Origin of the sequence: Arthrobacter sp. MA-N2 (genome assembly GCF_000517125.1) — a bacterium.
GTDB classification, from domain to species: domain Bacteria; phylum Actinomycetota; class Actinomycetes; order Actinomycetales; family Micrococcaceae; genus Arthrobacter; species Arthrobacter methylotrophus.
Genome location: NZ_KI912155.1, coordinates 3,677,796 through 3,698,475, shown reverse-complemented (window position 1 = coordinate 3,698,475; position 20,680 = coordinate 3,677,796). Strand labels below are relative to the sequence as shown.

Sequence of the window (20,680 nt, the reverse complement as noted above, 5' to 3'; positions counted from 1 at the left end):
GCTTTGTAGGAGCCGCGATGCGTAGCCGCGCTGCCGCGAAGGCGTTGTATGTCACACTCAAGCTGTTACATCGTATGCAGGCGCAGCGGTAACCAGGCTTGGGCTTGGCCGGGGCGCGGAATATGGTGGAACGGGGGACAATGGCTTGAAGCACACGCCCAAAGGGTGTTGGCTTGTAGTAATCGAAATCACTTCAAGAGGAGGAAACGTGAGCGAGGCCGACGCCGCCACATCGGTAAATGTGGCGGAAAGATTGGGTTTCAAAGATGGGGATCTAATTCAGGAACTCGGTTACGACGATGATGTCGATTTCGATTTGCGTGATGACATTGAGGAACTCACGGGTTCCGAACTGCTTGACGAAGACGATCACGAGGTAGTGGATGCGGTTATTTTCTGGTGGCGCGACGGCGACGGGGACCTTGTCGACGCCCTCGTGGATTCATTGACCACGCTGGGTGAAGGCGGCGTGGTGTGGGTGTTGACCCCGAAATCCGGCCGCGATAACTATGTTTCCCCGTCAGATATCCAGGACGCTGCTCCCACTGCTGGCTTGCATTGCACAACCTCAGCAGGCGTCTCCAAGGACTGGAGCGCCACGAGGCTTGTAGCGCGTAAGACGAACAAATGACGCATACCAAGTTGAACTCTGTCGGGCTGCATCCTGGAGTTCCTGCCGTAGGCCAGGAAGCCCCGGATTTTGAGCTAGTGAACCAATTCGGGGAGCCAATCCGCCTGTCCAGTCTTCGCGGCCGCAATGTGGTGGTGGTCTTCTACCCCTTCGCCTTCTCCGGTATCTGCACGGGGGAACTGTGTGAGATTCGCGACAATCTTGGTATTTTCGAACACGCCAACGCCACGGTCCTGGGGATCTCAGTGGACAGCAAGTTCGCCTTGAGGGCCTATGCGGACAAGGAAGGCTACGAGTTCGATCTCCTGGCCGACTTCTGGCCGCACGGGGCGGTTGCTGAGAAATATGGCGTTTTCGATGCCGCTACGGGCATGTCGTTACGGGGCACTTTCATTATTGATGCCGCAGGCATCCTCCGTTATGTGGTCGTCAATCCGCGCGGCCAAGCACGGGACCTTACGGAGTATCGTGAGGCATTGTCCGCCCTGGGACAGGCCTAGCGCCGATGAGCGCCCAACGGCCGGGCGTCGGAATGACCGGCTTCGCTGTTCTGCCGTCGGCCTCGACTACTGAGTTGGATCGGCAGGAACTCGACGTCCTCCGGCGGGCCGCCGGGATTCTCGGTGGTAAGCGGTTTGCCGTTCTGACCGGAGCCGGCCTGAGCACTGACTCCGGAATCCCCGATTACCGGGGCCCGGGGGCCGCACCCCGGAATCCCATGACCTTCCAGGAGTTCACAGGAAGCGCTGCGAACCGGCGCCGGTACTGGGCAAGGAACCACCTTGGATGGTCGCATCTCCGGCATGCGGACCCGAATGCCGGGCACGCCGCCGTCGCACTCCTTGAACGGCGGGGCCTGCTTACGGGACTCATCACTCAGAATGTGGACCGTCTGCACGAGGCCGCCGGCAGCGCCAATGTGGTGGACCTGCACGGTCGCTACGATCGCGTAATCTGCTTGGGCGGGGGGCATGTCTTCACCCGAAGCCTCCTCGCGTCGATCCTTGAGGAGATCAATCCCGGGTTCCTGGAGGCCGCCCAAGCGTCGGGCGTCGTGGAGATGGCGCCTGACGCCGATGCCGCGGTGGAGGATCCCCAAATTATTCGATCATTCGTCGTCGCTGTTTGTCCCGTGTGTGGAGGGACGCTCAAGCCCGATTTTGTGTACTTCGGTGAAAATGTCCCCAAGGATCGGGTGCAACGCGCCTATTCGATGGTGGATGACGCCGGGGCTTTGCTGGTTGCGGGTTCTTCCTTGACGGTGATGAGCGGGCTGAGGTTTGTCAGGCACGCCGCCAAGCTCGGCAAGCCTGTAGTCATCATCAACCGTGGACCCACACGCGGCGACGAGTTCGCGAGCCTCAAGATGGAAGCAGGGGTCAGCGGCGCCTTGGCCTGGCTCGCTGCTGAACTTCCCGAGCTGTTGGCTCCTCAGCAGCCGATTGGTGTTCCGGGCGATTGATCCGGTAGAGTACATGTTCGTTGGTTGAAGCGCCGAAGGCGCTGAAATCAGTCTTTGGGTCTTTAGCTCAGCTGGTAGAGCGCCACGTTTACACCGTGGATGTCATCGGTTCGATCCCGGTAGGACCCACCACGTAGAAAGAGTCCCTGAACTGCGAATAGCACTTCAGGGACTCTTTCTTTTGCGTCCGAGATCGATTGTGGGTTTTAGGACAAAGGTGTGCAATTCCCGGGCGCGTCAGCCCGCCAACACTGGGAAAGCCCCTCCCTTACACACGTCCTGTCTTATGACCCCGAGTTGCCGCACCCCACCGGACTTTGGATCCGAATCTGTAAGATTCGAGTTGTCACACAACGCGCTGGACAGCGCACTGGAGATGGGGAAGACATATGGGCCACAAACTCTTTTACGGCGGAGACGAAATCCGGCTGCACGATCACGAGGACCTTACGATCCTCAAGGAGACCATCCATTACGCGCTGGAGGCGAGGGATCCCTCGTTCGTTGTTATCAAAAACCAGAGCGGTGACCGGGTCCACCTGTTGATCACTCCAGGAGTCGCGGTCCGCATCGATGAGTACGCCGAACACGGGATCCAGGCCTGAACCGTCCCGAAACCGGGCGCTAAGGAACTCGACACCTCTTATCAGGTCAGTATTCGGGGCTGGTGGTTGTCCCGGGCCGTTGGGCGGTCCAGAATGGTCAGCATGACGGCGCCCAGTGATTCAGCCCGTGCCAAGAGGTTGGCGGTCATCGGCACGGCAGTGTTCGCCGCCGCCCCCGCAACCGTTGCAGGTTTGCTGCCGTGGGTGGTGACGCGGTGGAAAGTGCACGAGCCCGTGCCGGGCGGATTACCCGCCCAATGTGCGGGTGTCCTGCTGATCGGCGCCGGCGCGGCGGTGATCACCAATTCGTTTGTGCGGTTTGCCCTCGAGGGAATGGGTACCCCGGCGCCCTTTGCTCCGCCGAAGAACCTTGTGGTCGGCGGGTTCTACAGATACGTGCGGAACCCCATCTATGTAGCCATCGGGGCCGCGGTCGTCGGACAGGGCTTGCTATTCGGAGAGCCGAAGCTGTTTGGCCTGGCGGCCTTGGGAGCCGTTCCCGTGGTGGCATTCGTCAGGTTGCACGAGGAACCGACACTGGAACGCAAGTTTGGCGCCGAGTACGAGGAGTACCGCGCCAACGTCCCGCGCTGGTTGCCACGACCCACTCCGTGGCTACCGAATTAGCGGCGCGTGCAACCGGGGTAGCGGCGCGTGGGGAATTGGAAGAGCGGGGAATTGGAAGAGCTCTCCACCGCGACTATTGGGGGATGCCGCGGTGGAGAGCTCATAAATGAATATACAGAGAATTTCTGGATAAGGAAAGGAAGAGGTTCGGCCTCCGTCGCGACTCCCGCCAGCAGTCAGCCACTATGATGGTATTTGTTCAGTGGATTGAACAAGCGTGATTGCCGTGAATCGGAGTTCGGCCGCCTCAGGGCGGCATTTCCGTCTGGCACACGCCCACTCTGCGCCAGGCGCTCGATTGCGAAGGAGAATCATGGCCGATTCCCGCACCTCACGTTCCGCCGAAGGATTGGGGAGCTCCTCGCCGGCGCCGGCTGTGACCCGCGCAGCAGCGGTCATGGATGCCTTGGCTGCGGCTCCTTCGGGGCGCCTGACGCTTAGCGACCTTTCGAGGGAACTTGGGATTCCGAAGTCTTCCACCTCAAATCTGTTGCTGGCCCTCGAGGAAGCCCGGCTCATCACGCGCGAAGGTGCCGACTTTTCGCTCGGCAGGAAACTGGTTGAACTCGGTGCGGCCTACCTCAGCCGCCTCGATGAGGTGCAAGAGTTCTACAAGTTCTGCGAGCAGGCCCCAACATTGTCCGGTGAAACCGTGCGAATCGCGATGATCGACGGCGATCACATCATCTACCTTGCACGGTACGAGGGGCACCCGGCCGTCCGGCTCACCTCGAACATCGGCGACAAAATGCCCCTTTCGCTGAGTGCGGTCGGCAAAGTGCTTCTGGCCCAACTTCACGACCATGACATCGAGGAGATGTTCCCGGACGACGTGGAGCTCCCTGTCATGACCCCGAAGTCTCTCCGGAGTGCCGCTGAGCTCAAGGCCCAAGTGGCTGCGATCCGCAAGCAGGGCTATGCCCTGGAGGACGAGGAATCGACCCTAGGCGTGGTGTGCCTCGCCGTGCCCGTGCCTACCCACGGGGCACACGGCCCCAGCCTCGGTCTCTCGGTGACTGCATTGAAGGCCACCTTTTCCGAAGAGCAAGCCGCCTTGATGGTCAAGGAGCTCAAGGAGCTCGCCCACTCGCTGGGCAACCCCATGGGCTAAAAACTTTTGGTGCGCGGGAGTCACTCTTTGGTAACCCGCAGATAAATCTGATTACAGCACTTGCAACCTGTTCATTCTGCTGTACTCTGTTCACTATAGTGATTCACGCCATAGGTGGCTGACGCTATCTCGCCAGGCCAACGGGGGTCTGGAGTGTTCTTGAGGGAGTGCTTGTGACAACTCGTACTAAGACAAAGCTTGCTGATATGGACGGCGCCGTAGTCGAGCCGGAACAGCTGCGAAGGGCAACTCTTGCCAGTTCCGTAGGATCCGCCCTGGAGTACTACGACTTCTACATCTATGGTCTGGCCTCGGCCCTGATCTTCGGACCGCTGTTCTTCAAGCCCTTGGGCGAAAGCGGCGCGTTGATCGCCTCGTTCGCTACCTATGGAGTTGGATTCGCGGCCCGGCCCTTCGGCGGAATCGTCTTCGGATACATCGGCGACCGTTTCGGCCGCAAGATGGTCCTCCTGCTGACCATCGGCATGATGGGCTTCGCCAGCTTCGCGATCGGCCTGTTGCCGACCTTCGATCAGGCCGGCCTGCTTGGTGCCGTGCTGCTCGTGACGCTGCGTATCGTCCAGGGCCTCGGCGCGGGAGCCGAGCAGGCAGGAGCAACGACCCTGATCTCCGAAGTTGCTCCGCCCAAGCGTCGCGGCTACTTCGCTTCGCTGCCTTTCGTCGGTATCCAGCTCGGAACCCTTCTTGGCGCAGGTACTTTCGCTCTGATCGGAATGGCCAACAAGAGCGTGCTCGAAGGCTGGCTGTGGCGCGTGCCGTTCCTTGGCAGCATCGTCCTGATCATCGTGGCGGTCTTCATCCGTCTCCGGTTGAAGGAAACTCCTGTGTTCCAGGAGCTGGAGAAGCACAAGAACGTGGTGAAGAACCCCGTTGGCGAGCTGTTGAGGCACTCAAAGAAGAACGTGCTGATTGGCATTGGCCTCCGCATGGGCGAGAACGGCAACTCCTCGATCTATTCGACGCTGCTCATCTCCTTCATTTCCGTCAAGGAAGGTGTCTTCCCGGGCGACAAGTTCATCGGACCGGTGGGCCTCCTGATCGCAGCAGGTTTCGCGGCCGTCATGGTGGTTACCTTCGGCGCCTTGTCCGACCGCATTGGCCGAGTGAAGGTATATCGCTACGGGGCCCTGTTCCAGGCCATCTTCGCCATCCCGGCGTTCTACCTCGTCACTCTTGGCAATGTCACGCTCGTGTGGGCCGTCATGGTGGTCGGTATCGCCCTTGGCGTGCAGTCCATGCTCGGCCCGCAGTGCCCGCTGCTGCCGGAATTGTTCGGTTCGCAGTACCGCTTCACGGGTGTCGCTCTGAGCCGTGAAATATCGGCTGTCTTCGCCGGCGGGTTCGTTCCCCTGATCGGTGCCGCCTTTCTTGCCGCAACGGGAAACTCGTGGGTAGTTCTCGCGGTTTACTCGCTGGTCCTGGCGCTGATCTCATACATCACCACGTTCTTCACTCCGGAAACGGCCGGCCGCGACCTTCTGTCCCTGGAGGACGCCAAGTAGGCACCACCCGTACCCGACGTACGCAAGCAGCGGCGGCCTCTTCCGATTCCGGAGGAGGCCGCCGCTTTGTCGTCAACGGCGCCACACAGCAAAGCGGCCCCGCCGGAATGAACCGGAGGAGCCGCGAAGGTGGACTGATGGGGGCGGTTTAGTAGAAGTGCACTGTGTCCACGAGGTGGGGGAGCTCTCCGCCGTCGAGGAACGTCCGCAGGTTGCTGACGAAGCGCTCGGCGATGAGGCGGTTTTCGGCGGCGCTGAGTGCCGAGGTGTGGGGAGAGACCATGACCTTCGGGTGGTTCCACAGCGGGCTGTCCTGGGGGAGCGGCTCGACGGCGAAGACGTCCAGGCATGCGTAGGACACCTGGCCGTTGTTCAGCGCTTCGAGGAGTGCCTCCTCATCAATGACGGTTCCGCGTCCGACGTTGACAAGAACGGTACCGGGCTTCATGGCCGAGAAGATCTCGTGGTTGAAGAGCTTCTCGGTGTATGGCGTCCCGGGCAAGGTGTTGACGACGGCATCGGCGGAGGCCAGGAGTCCGGCCAGGCCTTGGTTGTCCACTACCTCGTTGATCCCCTCGATGGCTTCGATGTTCCGCTTGGTTCCGCTCACCTTCATGCCGAGTGCGCGGGCGATGCGGGCGGTTTCGAGGCCGATTTCGCCGAGTCCCGTGATGACCAGCCGGGAGCCGTTCACCAGCTTGGTGGGGGTGCGTAGCTCGGGCCAGACCTTGGCGGCTTGGTCTTGTGCGAGTTCCGCGCTGCGCTTGAATCCGTTGAGGATGCCCAGGGCCGCAAACTCGGCGAGCGGAAGCGCGTGCACGCCTGCGGAGGTGGTGACCTTGAACTTCTGCAAGGTTTCGCTGTCAAGGCCGGACGCTTTCACTGCGCCACCGGCGCCTGCAGCCATGGCGTGGATCCACTGCAGGTGGGGGTTGCTCTTGGCGATGCGGGCCAGGCCGGCCGGATTCTCGTTGGGGAAGCCGTAGAGGACCTGCGCCTTGTTCAGCATCGACCAGTAGCGCTCCTCCTGCTCCGGGGTGCGTTTGAAGTCCGGGTCTCCGGAGTGGTCGGCCGGGAAGCGTTCCGGCGGAAGCAGCTCGGGTTCGTAGAGCACTGTGATGCTCGGATCTACTGCACGGATACGCTCCACATGCTCGGTCTCGAGCGGGACTGCGATCGCGATGGTGAGTTCATCAGTCGTCATGGTGTTCATCATACTGAATTGCGGCTAGGATATTGAACAGTTTTTGAAAGATGAACCACAAAGAAGTGAGGTGCAAGCGAAAGATGACCGCCAAGACCGTAGGGTTTGTGGGACTCGGGCTCATGGGCTTCCCCATGGCAGCAAATCTACTAGCCAACGGCTGGGAGGTAACTGCGTGGAACCGCTCGGCTGGCGCGCTCGCAGAGTTGGAGAAGCTCGACGGCAAGCGCTCGGAGTCGGTTGCCGGGCTCCGGGACCAAGCCGTCATCATCTTCATGCTGCCCGATCTCTCCTACATCCAGGATGCCGCCGCGCCGCTGCTCGATTCCTGGCGTTTGGAGGCGCCGCTTCCGGGAACCACCCTCGTAGTCATGAGCAGTGTGTCCCCGACGGCCGTCCAGGACTTCGGGCGGACGGTCCACAGCGCAAGCGGCGGGAACGCCGTCGTCGTCGATGCACCGGTCAGCGGGGGCACCAAAGGTGCGCAGGACGGGACCCTGGCCATCATGGTCGGAGCCGGGGAAGAGCACTTCCAGCGCTTGCTTCCAGTGCTTCGAGCCATGGGCACCACCGTCCGCCGCATGGGCGACTTGGGCGCCGGTTCGCTGGCAAAGGCCTGCAACCAGCTCATCGTCGGGACCACGACGGCGGCGCTTGCGGAAGCCGCCGAACTCGCCGAGCGCTCGGGCATGGATGTATCTTCCCTGTTCGACGTCCTGGCCGGCGGCCTTGCCGGAAGCCGGGTCTTGGAGATCGTCGGCCCACGCCTGGCGGCCAAGGATTACGCTCCCACAGGTCCCGCGAAATTCATGCACAAGGACCTCACGTTCGTCCTCGAAAGCGCGGAGGCGGCCGGGACCGCGGTCCCGATGGCAACCGCCGGCGTCGAACTTTACCGCGAACTGATCGATCAAGGCCTTGGTGACCAGGATCTCGCCGTCGTCCGTCAGGCCATAGCGAATCTCAGCCACTCCGCCCCAAGCCCCCTGAACTAGTTAAGGAAACAACCATGAGTGGACTCTTTGATCTCACCGGGCGTGTGGCGCTCGTCACCGGATCCAGCCGCGGCATCGGCAACGCGTTGGCCCGCGGACTGGCCGACGCCGGTGCCACCGTCGTCCTCAACGGCATCAACACCGAACGGCTCAAGGACGCTGCAGCCGCCATGGCGGCGGACTTCGGACCCGGTCGCATCCACAGCTGCGCGTTCGATGTCACCAGCGATTCCGCGGCAGCCCGGGGCGTGGCCTGGGTCGAGGAGAACGTTGGCCCGCTCGATATCCTGGTCAACAATGCGGGCATCCAACACCGCGTCCCCATGCTGGACCTTGATGTGAAGGATTGGGACCGGGTCATCACTACCGACCTGACGAGCGCCTTCCTCGTGGGACGTGAAGCGGCCCGCCACATGATCCCGCGAGGCCGCGGCAAGATCATCAACATCTGCTCCGTACAGACTGACCTGGCGCGCCCCACGATCGCTCCCTACGTTGCCGCGAAGGGTGGCTTGCGCAACCTGACCCGCGCCATGACCGCCGAATGGGCGGCCTCCGGCCTCCAGATCAACGGTATCGCTCCGGGTTACATCCACACCGAAATGACCCAGAACCTCGTAGACGATCCCGACTTCAACTCTTGGATCCTCGGCCGGACGCCGGCCCACAGATGGGGGACCGTGGCCGATCTTGCCGGCCCGGCGGTGTGGCTCGCCTCCGAAGCTTCGAACTTCGTCAACGGCCAGACGATCTTCGTCGACGGCGGAATGACGGTGGTCGTCTAATGAGCGATATCCAGCACGCTGGCTTTCAGCTTCCCCAGTCCGCCCCCGCCGTCGTGGCCCACGCCGCGGGGGACCTCCGGATCGAGGACATCGCCCTCGTCGTTCCCACCCCGGAGCAAGCTGTCGTCGAGATTGCCTACGGTGGCATCTGCGGCTCGGATCTGCACTATTGGCTCCACGGCGCCGCGGGGGAATCAATCCTCAAGGCCCCGATGGTGCTTGGTCACGAAATCGTCGGCACGGTAGTCCAGCAGGCCGCCGATGGCAGCGGACCGGCGGCCGGCACCGCCGTCGCAGTCCACCCGGCAAGCCCTGCCCCGGGCGCCGCCAGGTATCCGGAGGACCGGCCCAACCTTTCGCCGGGCTGCACCTACCTTGGAAGTGCCGCGCGGTACCCGCACACCGACGGCGCCTTCAGCCGCTACGCCACTCTGCCGTCCCGCATGCTCCGGGTCCTGCCTGCCACGCTTGACTTGCGCACCGCGGCACTTGTGGAGCCGGCAAGCGTGGCGTGGCACGCGGTCGCCCGCGCCGGTGATGTGGCCGGAAAAACTGTGCTGGTGATCGGAAGCGGTCCGATCGGCGCGTTGGCCGTGGCAGTCCTCAAGCGCGCCGGGGCACGCCGGATCGTCGCTGTTGACATGTACGACAAGCCTCTTGAGATCGCCCGCGCAGTGGGCGCGGACGAAGTTCTCAAGGGGGACGACGCGGACGCTATCTCCGCGGTGGAGGCCGACGTCGTCATCGAGTCCTCCGGCAGCCACTTTGGACTGGCATCGGCCATCAAGGGCGCCGTGCGCGGTGGCAAGGTCGTGATGGTCGGGTTGTTGCCCTCCGGTCCGCAACCGGTCTTTATTTCGCTGGCCATCACGCGCGAGCTGGAACTGCTCGGCTCGTTCCGTTTCAACGACGAAATCGATGAGGTCATTGCCGCACTCGCGGACGGCTCGCTCTACGTCGATCCTGTCGTGACACACGAGTTCACGCTGGACCGGGGCCTGGAAGCCTTTGAAGTAGCCAGGAACTCAGCCGAATCCGGGAAAGTGCTCCTGAACTTCCAGCCGCCCGCCTAGCCGTTCAGTAGATCAAGCGGATCAGTCGGGCGGCGCCGGCGGGTCACCCGTCAGTGCCGCTCGACGGGAACAAATACCCGCGGCTGGCCTTCCCAGCTGGGCGCCAAGTCCGTGATGGTCTCCCGCATGATGTTGGACGAGGCCTCGCGGGCTTTGGGGCCGTCTCTGTCGCTAATTCCCTGGGCCACATCCACGTGCCACTGCAAAGCGGCTTCCTTGGGGTGTTCGGGCATGAGGCCGTGGACCGTCCGGCCGGTGAGCGTCTCGGTGACCTGGCCGATCAGGTTCGCGAACATCTCATTGCCGGAGCCGGAAAGCACCAGCGCGTGGAAACGGATGTCGAGATCGAGGAAAGTGGGCATGTCGCCCGCGCGGCCGGCCTCGCGCATGGCCAGCGAGATGTCCAACAGCTCCTTGCGCAGCGACTCCGGTGCGTTCTCAGCAGCCAGTTCCGCGGCTACGGGTTCGACGGCGGAGCGGAGTTCGGCGAGGGAACGCAACTGTGCGCCGCGGCCTTCCCCTGCCAGCCGCCAGCGGATGACCAACGGATCGAAGGGGTTCCAGCGATGGGCCGGAAGGACGCGGATGCCAACGCGCTTGATGGTTTCCACCAGTCCCAATGACTGCAGTACCCTTACAGCCTCGCGTACCACCGACCGTGAGACTTTGAGCTCGTCCTCCAGGTGCTCGGCCAACATGACATGACCCGTGGGCAACTTGCCGCCGACGATCCGGGTACCAAGATGCTCAACAGCGCGGTAGTGGAGACTGGTTGACATAGTGGTAAGCATAGTGGCGTTGGCAGCACCGGCATCGGTAGCCCGGCTGCCTGGCAACTCCCACGGCGCGAGCTCGCCACATAGACTCTTTTGTGACGCGGAAACGCGGGCGTAACTTTCCCGGACGTGGTCCGAATACGTATGGTTTATCGCAGCTACTGCTTTAGAAAGCGTTTCCTCGCGCTCCGCAGGACTCAATGCACAAGAATGAATTGGAGTTTTGATGTCAGCACACATCGGTGTCACCGGCCTCGCGGTGATGGGCGCCAATCTGGCCCGCAATTTGGCCCGCAACGGTTTCACCGTTGCTCTCCACAACCGTTCCGTCGAGAAGACCGACGCCCTGCTGGCTAAGCACGGCACGGACGGTGACTTCATCCGGACGGAAACCCTCCAGGAGCTCGTTGATTCCTTGGAGAAGCCCCGTCGTGTCCTGATCATGGTGAAGGCCGGCAAGCCGGTTGACGCTGTGATCGATCAGCTTGTTCCTTTGCTGGAGCCGGGTGACATTGTGATCGACGCCGGTAACTCGCATTTCGAGGACACCCGTCGCCGGGAAGCAGCATTGGCTGAGAAGGAGCTGCATTTCGTGGGCGTGGGTGTTTCCGGCGGCGAGGAGGGTGCGCTCAACGGCCCCTCGATCATGCCCGGTGGTTCCAAGGAGTCTTACGACGCTTTGGGTCCGTTGCTGGAGAAGATCTCTGCCAAGGTTGACGGGAAGCCTTGCTGTGCGTGGATCGGCACTGATGGTGCCGGTCACTTTGTCAAGATGGTCCACAACGGTATCGAGTACGCCGACATGCAGGTCATCGGTGAAGCGTTCGATCTCCTGCGCTCCGGTGCGGGCATCGAGCCGGCTGAGCAGTCCAGGATCTTCGCCGAGTGGAACAAGGGCGAACTCGCGTCGTTCCTGATCGAAATTTCCGCGGAGGTCCTGGGCCACGTTGATGCCAAGACGGGCAAGCCGTTCGTCGATGTCGTCGTGGACGCTGCCGGGCAGAAGGGCACCGGCCGTTGGACGGTCATCTCCGCCCTTGAGCTCGGTTCTCCGGTTTCGGGCATCGCGGAGTCGGTCTTCGCCCGGGCCCTGTCTTCCCAGGCGGAGCAGCGCAAGCTGGGCCAGGAGCTGCTTGCGGGGGAGGAAATCGCCGTCGAGGTTCCCGAGAACTTCGTCGAGGACNTCCGCCAGGCGCTGTACGCTTCCAAGCTGGTTTCCTATGCCCAGGGCCTGGACATGCTGACTTCGGCTGCGAAGGAGTACGGCTGGGACCTGAAGCTGGATGAGATCGCTTCGCTGTGGCGTGGTGGCTGCATCATCCGTGCCGAGCTGCTGAAGGAAATCACCAACGCGTACGCGGCCGAGGAGAAGCCGGCAAACCTGCTGTTCGCTCCGGCTTTCACGAAGGCGATTGCCGGTGCGCTGCCGGCGTGGCGGCGCGTGGTGGCCACGGCCGTCCAGCTGGGCATCCCGGTTCCGGTGTTCTCCTCCTCGCTGGCCTACTACGACGGACTGCGCCGCAAGCGCCTCGCCGCGGCGGTCATCCAGGGACAGCGCGACCTCTTCGGCGCGCACACCTACGGCCGCGTCGACGCCGAAGGCACCTTCCACACCCTCTGGGGCGAAGACAAGTCCGAAATCTCGGCAGTCGACACCCACTAGGGACCTCGCTGCCCCGATTCGCTACTAACAAAGGCCGGCACTTCCCCGATACTGTGGGAGGCGTCGGCCTTTGCCGTAGGTGGGCCACGAACCGCCACAACCCCCGCCAGACGAGGAGCAGTCCATGCCGCAACGCGTCGCATTTGTCACAGGTGCGTCAACCGGAATCGGATTCGAAGCCGCCATCAAGCTCAGCAAAGCAGGGATGGTGGTCTATGCGGGAGCGCGGAGGGTCGAGAAGATGGAGCCCCTCAAAGCCCACGGGATCAAGGTGTTGCCCCTGGACGTAACGGTGGAAGCCTCCATGAAGGCCGCCGTGGACCTTGTCCTGGCCGAGCAGGGTCGGATCGACGTACTGGTCAACAACGCCGGATACGGGTCCTACGGCTCGTTGGAGGAGGTACCGCTCGACGAGGGGCGGCGTCAGTTCGAGGTAAACGTCTTCGGTCTCGCGCGGATGTCCCAGCTGGTGATTCCCGCGATGCGCGCCGCAGGATCAGGCAGGATCATCAACGTGTCCTCGATCGGCGGCAAGATGTATGAACCCTTGGGAGCGTGGTACCACGCAACCAAGTTCGCCGTCGAAGGCCTCAGTGACTCGCTGCGGCTCGAGCTGAAGCCGTATGGCATCGACGTGGCCATCATCGAGCCCGCCGGAACCGACACCGAGTGGGGAACCATCGCCGGAGAGAGCCTGTTGACGGTCTCCGGACAGGGACCTTACCGGGAGCAGGCACGGGTCGTCGCTGCCGCTTTGGCGTCGACGTCTGGCACGGCATTGTCGACACACCCGCGGATTGTGGCGGGTGCCATTGCGCATGCAGCAAGTGCCCGCCGTCCACGGACCCGATACCCGGTGGGCAGGGGAGCCTGGACCATCTTGGCGTTGCGGCGGGTGCTCCCGGACCGGGCCTTCGACATGGTCTTCTGGAACGCCTACAAGCGTTTTGCCGCCTAGATCCGGTACTCGATGTAGTACTCGGCGGGGTCGACGGCCGGTTTGGTTTCGCTCTTGGCATCGCGGTGCCGCCATGTTGCGGGAACACCGGTAATGATCGACTCAGGCGGTGCGTCTTTGACCACGACGGCGTTGGCGCCTACTGCACTGTCCGCACCGATGGTGATGGGGCCAAGCACCTTCGCCCCGGCTCCGATGGTGACCCGGTCTCCGATGGTGGGGTGGCGCTTGACCTTGGCCAGTGAGCGGCCGCCCAGAGTCACGCCGTGGTAGATCATGACGTCTTCGCCGATTTCAGCGGTCTCACCGATCACCACACCCATACCGTGGTCAATGAAGAACCGGCGGCCGATGGTCGCGCCAGGGTGAATCTCGATGCCGGTCAGGAACCGGGCAAGCTGCGAAATAAGCCGTGCCGGGAAACGAAGATCAGGGTTCTGCCACAGTTTGTGCGTCAATCGGTGCGCCCAGATGGCGTGCAGTCCGGAATACGCGAAAAAGTTCTCAAAGGAGCCTCGGGCCGCCGGGTCATGTGACCGGGCGGCCTCGAGGTCCTCCACTAGTCTTGCGAAGAAGCTCACAAAGACCTTTCTACAGGAAATGAAAGAGAGCGGCGGCGCGGAGTCCGCAATCAGCCGCGGATATCGTCAAAAAGCACGGTGGAGATGTAACGTTCGCCGAAGTCGGGAACGATTGCCACGATGAGCTTGTCCTTGTTCTCCGGACGCTTGGCCAGTTCCAGGGCACCCCAGACAGCCGCGCCGGCCGAGATTCCGCCAAGGATGCCTTCCTTGGTACCAAGGGCGCGCGCTGTGGCAACGGAGTCCTCGAGGGTTGCGTCGAGGACCTCGTCGTACACGTTGGTGTCCAGGATTTCCGGAACGAAGTTCGCACCGAGGCCCTGGATCTTGTGCGGTCCGGGGGCACCGCCGTTCAGGATAGGGGAGTCCTTGGGCTCCACGGCCACGATCTGGATTCCGGGCTTGCGCTCCTTCAGCACCTGACCGACGCCGGTGATCGTACCGCCCGTCCCGACGCCGCCGACGAAGATGTCCACTCCGCCGTCGGTGTCCGCCCAGATTTCCTCGGCAGTGGTGGTGCGGTGGATTTCCGGGTTCGCCTCGTTGGCGAACTGCTGGGCCCAGACGGAATTCTCCGTGTTGGCCACGATCTCCTGGGCCTTTTCGACGGCGCCGCGCATGCCTTCGGAGCCGGGGGTCAGGACAATCTCGGCACCGTAGGCGCGCAGCATGACGCGGCGCTCGGTGGACATGGTTTCCGGCATGGTCAAGATGACTTTGTAACCGCGGGCAGCGCCAACCAAGGCCAATGCGATGCCGGTGTTGCCGGAAGTTCCTTCGACGATGGTGCCGCCAGGCTTCAGCGCGCCGGACTTCTCGGCGGCATCAACGATGGCCACGCCGATCCGGTCCTTCACGCTGTTGGCGGGGTTGTAGAACTCCAGCTTCACGGCAACCGTGGCATCCAAGCCTTCGGTGAGCCGGTTCAAGCGGACCAGGGGGGTTCCGCCGATCAGCTGGGTGACGTCGTCGTAGATCCGTGCCATGTAATCATGCCTATTCTCTGAATTCGCTGAAATAGCTATTGCTGAGGTCAGCCTAACGAGCGGTGGTACACGCTGCTACGCGCGGAGCCACGAGGAGTAATATTTCCGGGCCTTGGCGAGCTTGGGATTGATGATCACCTGACAATAGCCTTGCTCCGGGAATTTGGCGTAGTAGTCCTGGTGGATGGATTCGGCTTCGTAGAAGACCGGCAGCCTGCTGACCTCGGTCACAATCGGCTTGGACCACAGTTCCTGGTTCCGGAGGATGGCTTCCTCGAAGAGGATCTTCTCTTCCGTGGTGCTATAGAACATCGAGGAACGGTACTGGGTTCCAACGTCGTAGCCCTGGCGGTTGAGGGTGGTGGGATCGTGCAGGGCAAAGAACATGTCGAGGATGATGTCTGCGGGGATGATGTCGTCATCGAAAGTGACGGCGACAACCTCCGCATGGCCGGTCATGCCGGAGCAGACATCATAATAGTCGGGGTTGCGGATGTGTCCGCCCGTGTATCCGGAAACCACGGAACTGACGCCCTTGGTCTTCTGATAGACAGCATCAAGGCACCAGAAACAGCCTCCACCGAGTACAAAAGTTTTCATGATCTCTTCAATGGTTGGGAGTCCCGGATGATTCCCGCACAACCTTACGGGACTGTGACGGCGCAGAACCGGTCACCGCCAAGAATCTGGAACAGTACTCTGGGCGCAAGCGCGTCATGTGCACCGAATGCGCAAGAATGTAATGCATGGAAGCTGTGAACACCGCGGTTGCAGATACAGGATCCGGGAAAGAACCGGAAGACGGTGCAGCCGGAACTTCAAGAACCAGTACCCCCACCCTCGGCCAGGTCTTATTGGCGGTGGAGGAGCTCTGGCCGGAGTCACTCGCAGAGGACTGGGACGAGGTTGGGCTGGTGGTCGGACGCCCCACCGCCAACGTCACCAAGATCATGTTTGCCGTGGATCCCACCCTGGCCGCCATCGAGGAAGCCATTGAATGGGGTGCCGAACTCCTCGTCACGCACCATCCCCTGCTCCTCAAAGGCGTCACCTCCGTTGCCGCCACGAGTGCCAAGGGCCTTGCCGTCCATCGGCTCATTGAGTCGGGTACCGGGCTGCTGACGGTTCACACCAACGGGGACTCAGCCGTGGGGGGTGTCTCCGACGTGCTTGCCGACGCCTTCGGGCTCGACAACGTTGTACCGCTGGCCCCCGCGGCCCACGGCTTGCCGGAAGAAGGCATCGGACGGGTGGGAGACCTCCCCGAACTCATGACCCTCGGAGAGTTCGCTGCGCGCGTATTCGAGATCCTGCCCTCGGTGGCCGGTGGCGTGCGGGTTGCCGGAGACAAAGACGGACTGGTCAGGCGCGTGGCCGTTTGCGGTGGTGCCGGAGACAGTCTCTTCGACGCTGTTCGCGCCAGCCAAGCGGACATCTACGTCACGGCGGACATGCGCCACCACCCGGCGTCCGAAGCACGCGAAGCAGCCGTCGACGGAAGGCCCTACCTCGTTGATGTTTCGCACTTCGCGAGCGAATGGCTGTGGTTGCCCGCGGCGGCCGAAGCGCTCGGCAACGTGCTCGCGGACCAAGGGCACGACGTCGAGATCCGGGTCGCTTCCACCAACAGCGATCCCTGGGACTTCATTCTGACTCCCGGCTAAGCCTGGCGGGGGAGCTCCATCCCAGGGCCCACACCGGCGAGGGACCCATACCGAGCGAAGCGAGGTTTGGGAGCCGGTGGGGATGTAGCGAGGCAGAGGAGCACGCTAGGCGCTAGAGTCGACTCAAACAGGCCCAAGGCCTGGCTGGGGTTGAATGTCATCCCCGGCATGATCAAGCGGAGGTAAGCGTGGCCAAGGCAGCACCGGCGGAACAGTTGAAATTGCTCGAACTGCAGGGGTTGGATGCGAAGCTCAAATCCTTGGCCAGCCGCCGTCGTACTTTGGAGAACGATCCCCGCATCACCGATCTCCAGGACGCCCTCGGTGTGGCCAACGGGGCCCTCGGGGCGGCGAAGCTCGCAGTGCACGACGCCGAAGCCGAGCTGCGCAGGTCAGAGGCCGACGTCGAGCAAGTGGCTGGCCGTATTGAGCGGGACGAAGCCAGGCTGAACAGCGGCACCGGACTCTCCAAGGATCTCGTGGCGTTGCAGAGCGATATCGCCTCTCTGAACAAGCGCCGCTCGGACCTAGAGGATGTCGAGCTGGAAATCCTCGAGCGACTCGACGTGCTCAGGGAGCGGCAGGCGGCCCAACAGCAGATCGTCGATGACATCCAGGGTTCCTTCTCCGGGATCCGCTCCGATCTCGACGCCGCGATCGCCGAGATCGTCGCTGAAGAGACGGAGGTGCGCGCCCAGCGGACCGGCTTCGCCGAAGGGCTCGACGCCGGGATGCTGGCTATCTATGAAAAAACCCTTGCCAAGCGCGGGGTGGGTGCCGCCCGGTTGTTCCATGGCAAGTCTGAAGGCTCGGGGATGACGCTCAGTCCCGGCGACCTTGCCGAGGTGAAAGCCGCGGCCGAGGACGACATCGTGTTTTGCCCCGATTCGGGCTGCATCCTGGTGCGCTCCGCCGAGTGGAACTAGCCGCCTGTTCCCGTCCCAACTAGCTCGCATTTGTTGTCGTAATGAGCCCTCATAACGACAACAAATGCGAGCTAGTTGGGGAGGATGATGCTGAGGGAGTGCGGCTTGCGTGCCGTGCCTTCCGTCAACTCCGCGGTCCAGACTTCCGAGGCAGCCTTGAGCAATTGTCCGGGCGTTGCTGGAGCCTTGCCTCGACGACTCAACAGATGCCGGGCCAGTTCGCCGCGGGTGTGCTTGGCGAAGTGACTGACCACAGTGCGCTTGCCATTGGACTCGGAAAAGACGTTGATGGAGACGGTTTGCTCCGCGGGCGGAGCCCATGCCGCGGCGTAGGTGCTCGAGCGACAGTCCACCAGCAGCTCGCCTTCCACCCGCGAGGCGAGGGCCTGCGTGAGCTGCGGCTTCCAGAAAGACGCGAGGCGTCCGACGTCGGGCAGTGCTGTGGCCATGGAAAGGCGATAGGCGGGCACCCGGTCGCCGAAGCCAATGGCGCCCCACAGGGCGGAAATCACGAGGATCGACTCCGCCGCTTTGCGGCGTTGCGCGGGGGTTAAGGTCTTGTACCCCAGCGCGTCGTAGAGAACTCCGGAATACACCTGGTGGGCCGGGGCCGCTGGTTCGGCATGCAGCCGGGTATTGCGTTCGACGTCGTCCCGCAGCGATGCGCCCACCCCCAACAGGGCGAGTGCGTCCTCGTGCGCACTGACCAAGCCCAGGGCGTCGAGTACTTTGGCCCTGTAGCTGTTGAGTTCGGGAAAGCTCAGGGACTCCCATTCGACGGCGGGGCCCTTGGCAGCAGGGGTCTTGCCTTCGGAGGGGGGCAGGAGAATCAGCACCAGTCGATATTAGCTGTATTGCCCAAGTACAGGCGCCAGTTGCCGGGTCGGAGGGCAGGGCCCGACGCCGGTAGACTGTAAGGCGGATGGGTTGACTAGGCGACCGCGCGCCATGTGAGTGGCTCGAGGAACGTCCGGGCTCCACAGAGCGGGGTGGTGGGTAACGCCCACTCGGGGTAACCCGCAGGCCAGTGCCACAGAAAACAGACCGCCCGCGTCTGCTTGTGCCAGCACAAGCAGACAGCAGGTAAGGGTGAAACGGTGGTGTAAGAGACCACCAGCTCCTTGGGTGACCAGGGAGGCTAGGTAAACCCCACCCGGAGCAAGGCCAGACAGGGCACGATCGAGGGCTGCTCGCCCGAGTGTCCGGGTAGGCCGCTGGAGGGCGTCGGCAACGGCGTTCGTAGATGGATGGTCGCCACTCCTTCGCCGGCAACGGCGCGGGAGGACAGAACCCGGCGTATCGGTCAACCCATCCCTCAGCCTTGTGTGAGTGAATTCACGCATTCCGGCCACCAATGGCCCGTGTGCCAGACCTTAGAATGGACACTGAACGTAGAGGTTCCACCGCCGGTTCTGCGTTCGCAGCCGGCGGTTTTCCTTTGCATCGTTCGAGGTGTCCGGGCAGACCGAAGTCCCGCCGATACCAGTGCCGCAGGATTACTCCGGGCGGCCGCCATCTACGTACGAGGACGTATGTAGCTGACCCTAGGAAGGTAGTTCTGTGAGCCAGTCGTCAGATTCTTGTCTTGATACGTGGATGGGCCGGGAGGCGTTGGCTGAGGCCATGATTCCGGTGATCGGCCGGTTGTACCGGGAAAACAATGTGGTGACGAGCATCCATGGGCGCAGCCTGATCAACAAGTCCACGATGAACATCCTGAAGGCGCATCGTTTCGCGCGCCGGATGAGCAAGGACGAGCTGCCTTTGGAGGAGACGGCGCCGTTGTTGGATGTCCTGGCGGGGCTGGAGCTGGGGGCTGCGGCGATTGATATTGCCCGGTTGAATGAGAAGTTCAGGTCCGAGGGCGGTGGCCTGTCTTTGGAGGAATTCCTCCGGGCCGAGCTGGCCGGGGTTGTGGGGCGCCGGGGCGCGGATGACCGGAGCAGTACCGATGTGGTGTTGTATGGTTTCGGGCGGATCGGCCGGCTCCTGGCGCGGTTGCTGATTGAGAAGGCCGGTGGCGGGCACGGGCTGCGTCTGCGTGCGATCGTGGTGCGTAAGGGGGCGGAGAACGATCTGGTCAAGCGGGCGAGTCTGCTGCGCCGGGATTCGGTGCATGGTTCTTTCGAGGGGACCATCCGGGTGGACGAGGCTGCGAACACGATCACGGCCAACGGTGTGCAGATCCAGGTTATTTACTCGGAGAACCCTTCCACGGTCGATTACACGGCTTATGGCATCAAGGATGCCCTGGTGGTGGATAACACGGGCCGGTGGCGCGATGCCGAGGGCCTGTCCCAGCACTTGGCCAGCAAGGGCGTGGCGCGGGTGTTGCTCACGGCCCCGGGCAAGGGCGATTTGAAGAACATTGTTCATGGCATCAACCATTCCTCGATTCTGGACTCGGACACGATCGTCACCGCGGCGTCGTGCACCACGAACGCGATTACCCCGGTGCTCAAGGCGCTGAACGACAGGTTCGGGGTCATCCACGGGCACGTGGAGACCGTGCATTCGTTCACGAACGATCAGAACCTGATCGATAACTTCCATAAGGGCGACCGGCGGGGGCGTTCGGCTGCGCTGAACATGGTGATTACCGAGACGGGTGCGGCCAAGGCGGTGGCCAAGGCCCTGCCTGAGTTGCAGGGCAGGCTGACCGGCAACGCGATCCGGGTGCCGACTCCGGATGTGTCGATGGCCATTTTGAATCTGAGCCTGGAGACGGGGACCACGAAGGAGGAGGTCAACGACTACCTTCGTGAGATGTCGTTGCACTCGGAGCTGCGCAAGCAGATCGACTTCATCGATTCGCCCGAGGTTGTCTCCACGGACTTCGTGGGCTCCCGCCGGGCCGGCATCGTGGACGGTCTGGCCACGATCGCCAACGGCAAGAATCTGGTGGTCTATGTCTGGTACGACAACGAATTCGGCTACTCGTGCCAGGTGGTGCGCGTCATGGAAGAAATGGCAGGCGTGAACCCGCCGTCGTTCCCGGCGAAGAGCGTCGCTCTCGGCGCGGATTCCGACACCGCGTTGGCGACCGCCAGCGTCTAGCCGATTCTGGACCTGCGTCAGGAAATTCACAGGATTTTCCCGGCTGATGCGTT

Annotated in this window: 21 protein-coding genes, 1 tRNA gene and 1 other RNA gene; 17 read left to right on the top strand and 6 right to left on the bottom strand. The window is 62.6% G+C overall.

The annotated features are described in order from the left end of the window. Positions 1-208: 208 nt before the first annotated feature. The 8 genes from A3M3_RS0118055 (at position 209) to A3M3_RS0118020 (ending at position 5,959) form a co-directional block, all read left to right on the top strand. A complete protein-coding gene (locus tag A3M3_RS0118055) occupies positions 209-631 on the top strand; it encodes a DUF3052 domain-containing protein (protein WP_028267513.1) in 423 nt (140 codons plus the stop codon). Beyond that, positions 628-1,131, top strand: a complete 504-nt coding sequence (locus tag A3M3_RS0118050) for a peroxiredoxin (RefSeq protein WP_035742011.1) — start codon at positions 628-630, stop codon at positions 1,129-1,131. Before A3M3_RS0118055 ends, A3M3_RS0118050 begins: the two co-directional genes overlap by 4 nt. A gap of 5 nt (positions 1,132-1,136) precedes the next feature. Continuing rightward, positions 1,137-2,093 carry an NAD-dependent protein deacetylase gene (locus tag A3M3_RS0118045; protein ID WP_028267511.1) on the top strand — a complete coding sequence of 319 codons (957 nt, stop codon included), beginning with the start codon at positions 1,137-1,139 and terminating at the stop codon, positions 2,091-2,093. A gap of 56 nt (positions 2,094-2,149) precedes the next feature. Beyond that, a tRNA-Val gene (locus A3M3_RS0118040) sits at positions 2,150-2,225 on the top strand. A 257-nt stretch (positions 2,226-2,482) separates the two neighbouring features. Then, positions 2,483-2,698, top strand: a complete 216-nt coding sequence (locus A3M3_RS0118035; protein WP_028267510.1) for a hypothetical protein — start codon at positions 2,483-2,485, stop codon at positions 2,696-2,698. 102 nt (positions 2,699-2,800) lie between these two features. Then, positions 2,801-3,325, top strand: a complete 525-nt coding sequence (locus tag A3M3_RS0118030) for a methyltransferase family protein (protein ID WP_051423262.1) — start codon at positions 2,801-2,803, stop codon at positions 3,323-3,325. Positions 3,326-3,638: 313 nt separating this feature from the next. Then, positions 3,639-4,436: an IclR family transcriptional regulator gene (locus A3M3_RS0118025; RefSeq protein ID WP_028267508.1), complete on the top strand. Its 798-nt coding sequence runs from the start codon at positions 3,639-3,641 to the stop codon at positions 4,434-4,436. 167 nt (positions 4,437-4,603) lie between these two features. After that, a complete protein-coding gene (locus A3M3_RS0118020; protein ID WP_035742009.1) occupies positions 4,604-5,959 on the top strand; it encodes an MFS transporter in 1,356 nt (451 codons plus the stop codon). Between the two features lie 148 nt (positions 5,960-6,107). On the opposite strand, the gene A3M3_RS0118015 is transcribed toward A3M3_RS0118020, so the two are convergent. Next, complete coding sequence (locus tag A3M3_RS0118015) at positions 6,108-7,175, bottom strand: D-2-hydroxyacid dehydrogenase (RefSeq protein ID WP_028267506.1); 1,068 nt, start codon at positions 7,173-7,175, stop codon at positions 6,108-6,110. Between the two features lie 71 nt (positions 7,176-7,246). Here A3M3_RS0118015 and A3M3_RS0118010 point away from each other — a divergent pair, with 71 nt between their 5' ends. Genes A3M3_RS0118010 through A3M3_RS0118000 form a run of 3 tightly spaced genes read left to right on the top strand, consistent with a single transcriptional unit; the run spans position 7,247 to position 10,016 of the window. Further along, positions 7,247-8,158, top strand: a complete 912-nt coding sequence (locus tag A3M3_RS0118010; RefSeq protein ID WP_028267505.1) for an NAD(P)-dependent oxidoreductase — start codon at positions 7,247-7,249, stop codon at positions 8,156-8,158. A gap of 14 nt (positions 8,159-8,172) precedes the next feature. Beyond that, the gene (locus A3M3_RS0118005) at positions 8,173-8,943 is read left to right on the top strand and encodes an SDR family oxidoreductase (RefSeq protein WP_028267504.1); all 771 of its coding nucleotides are present in this window, start codon (positions 8,173-8,175) and stop codon (positions 8,941-8,943) included. Next, positions 8,943-10,016, top strand: coding sequence for an L-idonate 5-dehydrogenase (locus A3M3_RS0118000; protein ID WP_028267503.1), 1,074 nt, complete (start codon positions 8,943-8,945; stop codon positions 10,014-10,016). Before A3M3_RS0118005 ends, A3M3_RS0118000 begins: the two co-directional genes overlap by 1 nt. Positions 10,017-10,066: 50 nt before the next feature. On the opposite strand, the gene A3M3_RS0117995 is transcribed toward A3M3_RS0118000, so the two are convergent. Continuing rightward, positions 10,067-10,795: a FadR/GntR family transcriptional regulator gene (locus tag A3M3_RS0117995; RefSeq protein WP_028267502.1), complete on the bottom strand. Its 729-nt coding sequence runs from the start codon at positions 10,793-10,795 to the stop codon at positions 10,067-10,069. Positions 10,796-11,018: 223 nt separating this feature from the next. On the opposite strand from A3M3_RS0117995, the gene gndA reads away from it, so the two are divergent. Next, positions 11,019-12,455, top strand: coding sequence for an NADP-dependent phosphogluconate dehydrogenase (gene gndA / locus A3M3_RS0117990; protein WP_028267501.1), 1,437 nt, complete (start codon positions 11,019-11,021; stop codon positions 12,453-12,455). Positions 12,456-12,579: 124 nt separating this feature from the next. Next, positions 12,580-13,413 (top strand): oxidoreductase, encoded by an 834-nt coding sequence (locus A3M3_RS0117985; protein WP_028267500.1) that lies wholly within the window; start codon positions 12,580-12,582, stop codon positions 13,411-13,413. Here the strand turns inward: A3M3_RS0117985 and epsC are convergent. From epsC to msrA, 3 genes are all read right to left on the bottom strand, one after another. After that, positions 13,410-13,994: a serine O-acetyltransferase EpsC gene (gene epsC / locus A3M3_RS0117980; RefSeq protein ID WP_028267499.1), complete on the bottom strand. Its 585-nt coding sequence runs from the start codon at positions 13,992-13,994 to the stop codon at positions 13,410-13,412. The genes A3M3_RS0117985 and epsC overlap by 4 nt on opposite strands. Before the next feature lie 50 nt (positions 13,995-14,044). Continuing rightward, the gene (gene cysK / locus A3M3_RS0117975) at positions 14,045-14,980 is read right to left on the bottom strand and encodes a cysteine synthase A (RefSeq protein WP_028267498.1); all 936 of its coding nucleotides are present in this window, start codon (positions 14,978-14,980) and stop codon (positions 14,045-14,047) included. Positions 14,981-15,055: 75 nt separating this feature from the next. Continuing rightward, complete coding sequence (gene msrA, locus A3M3_RS0117970; protein ID WP_028267497.1) at positions 15,056-15,580, bottom strand: peptide-methionine (S)-S-oxide reductase MsrA; 525 nt, start codon at positions 15,578-15,580, stop codon at positions 15,056-15,058. A gap of 146 nt (positions 15,581-15,726) precedes the next feature. Here msrA and A3M3_RS0117965 point away from each other — a divergent pair, with 146 nt between their 5' ends. Together A3M3_RS0117965 and A3M3_RS0117960 are read left to right on the top strand one after the other, a co-directional pair. Further along, the gene (locus A3M3_RS0117965) at positions 15,727-16,644 is read left to right on the top strand and encodes a Nif3-like dinuclear metal center hexameric protein (protein ID WP_028267496.1); all 918 of its coding nucleotides are present in this window, start codon (positions 15,727-15,729) and stop codon (positions 16,642-16,644) included. Between the two features lie 188 nt (positions 16,645-16,832). Further along, positions 16,833-17,570, top strand: coding sequence for a zinc ribbon domain-containing protein (locus A3M3_RS0117960; RefSeq protein ID WP_028267495.1), 738 nt, complete (start codon positions 16,833-16,835; stop codon positions 17,568-17,570). A gap of 71 nt (positions 17,571-17,641) precedes the next feature. On the opposite strand, the gene A3M3_RS0117955 is transcribed toward A3M3_RS0117960, so the two are convergent. Further along, positions 17,642-18,406: a YaaA family protein gene (locus A3M3_RS0117955; protein WP_028267494.1), complete on the bottom strand. Its 765-nt coding sequence runs from the start codon at positions 18,404-18,406 to the stop codon at positions 17,642-17,644. An 87-nt stretch (positions 18,407-18,493) separates the two neighbouring features. Between A3M3_RS0117955 and rnpB the strand changes: the two genes are divergently transcribed. Then, an RNA gene (rnpB, locus tag A3M3_RS27075) (RNase P RNA component class A) lies at positions 18,494-18,885 on the top strand. 245 nt (positions 18,886-19,130) lie between these two features. Next, positions 19,131-20,627: a glyceraldehyde-3-phosphate dehydrogenase gene (locus A3M3_RS0117950; protein WP_081736863.1), complete on the top strand. Its 1,497-nt coding sequence runs from the start codon at positions 19,131-19,133 to the stop codon at positions 20,625-20,627. The last annotated feature ends 53 nt before the right edge of the window (positions 20,628-20,680 follow it).

What these genes read in the sequence shown, in the direction of transcription:
- A3M3_RS0118050 (WP_035742011.1), top strand. Translation starts at nt 628, where the DNA reads ATGACGCATACCAAGTTGAACTCTGTCGGGCTGCATCCTGGAGTTCCT.
- A3M3_RS0118045 (WP_028267511.1), top strand. Translation starts at nt 1,137, where the DNA reads ATGAGCGCCCAACGGCCGGGCGTCGGAATGACCGGCTTCGCTGTTCTG.
- A3M3_RS0118035 (WP_028267510.1), top strand. Translation starts at nt 2,483, where the DNA reads ATGGGCCACAAACTCTTTTACGGCGGAGACGAAATCCGGCTGCACGAT.
- A3M3_RS0118030 (WP_051423262.1), top strand. Translation starts at nt 2,801, where the DNA reads ATGACGGCGCCCAGTGATTCAGCCCGTGCCAAGAGGTTGGCGGTCATC.
- A3M3_RS0118025 (WP_028267508.1), top strand. Translation starts at nt 3,639, where the DNA reads ATGGCCGATTCCCGCACCTCACGTTCCGCCGAAGGATTGGGGAGCTCC.
- A3M3_RS0118015 (WP_028267506.1), bottom strand. Translation starts at nt 7,175, where the DNA reads ATGATGAACACCATGACGACTGATGAACTCACCATCGCGATCGCAGTC.
- A3M3_RS0118010 (WP_028267505.1), top strand. Translation starts at nt 7,247, where the DNA reads ATGACCGCCAAGACCGTAGGGTTTGTGGGACTCGGGCTCATGGGCTTC.
- A3M3_RS0118005 (WP_028267504.1), top strand. Translation starts at nt 8,173, where the DNA reads ATGAGTGGACTCTTTGATCTCACCGGGCGTGTGGCGCTCGTCACCGGA.
- A3M3_RS0118000 (WP_028267503.1), top strand. Translation starts at nt 8,943, where the DNA reads ATGAGCGATATCCAGCACGCTGGCTTTCAGCTTCCCCAGTCCGCCCCC.
- A3M3_RS0117995 (WP_028267502.1), bottom strand. Translation starts at nt 10,795, where the DNA reads ATGTCAACCAGTCTCCACTACCGCGCTGTTGAGCATCTTGGTACCCGG.
- A3M3_RS0117985 (WP_028267500.1), top strand. Translation starts at nt 12,580, where the DNA reads ATGCCGCAACGCGTCGCATTTGTCACAGGTGCGTCAACCGGAATCGGA.
- cysK (WP_028267498.1), bottom strand. Translation starts at nt 14,980, where the DNA reads ATGGCACGGATCTACGACGACGTCACCCAGCTGATCGGCGGAACCCCC.
- msrA (WP_028267497.1), bottom strand. Translation starts at nt 15,580, where the DNA reads ATGAAAACTTTTGTACTCGGTGGAGGCTGTTTCTGGTGCCTTGATGCT.
- A3M3_RS0117965 (WP_028267496.1), top strand. Translation starts at nt 15,727, where the DNA reads ATGGAAGCTGTGAACACCGCGGTTGCAGATACAGGATCCGGGAAAGAA.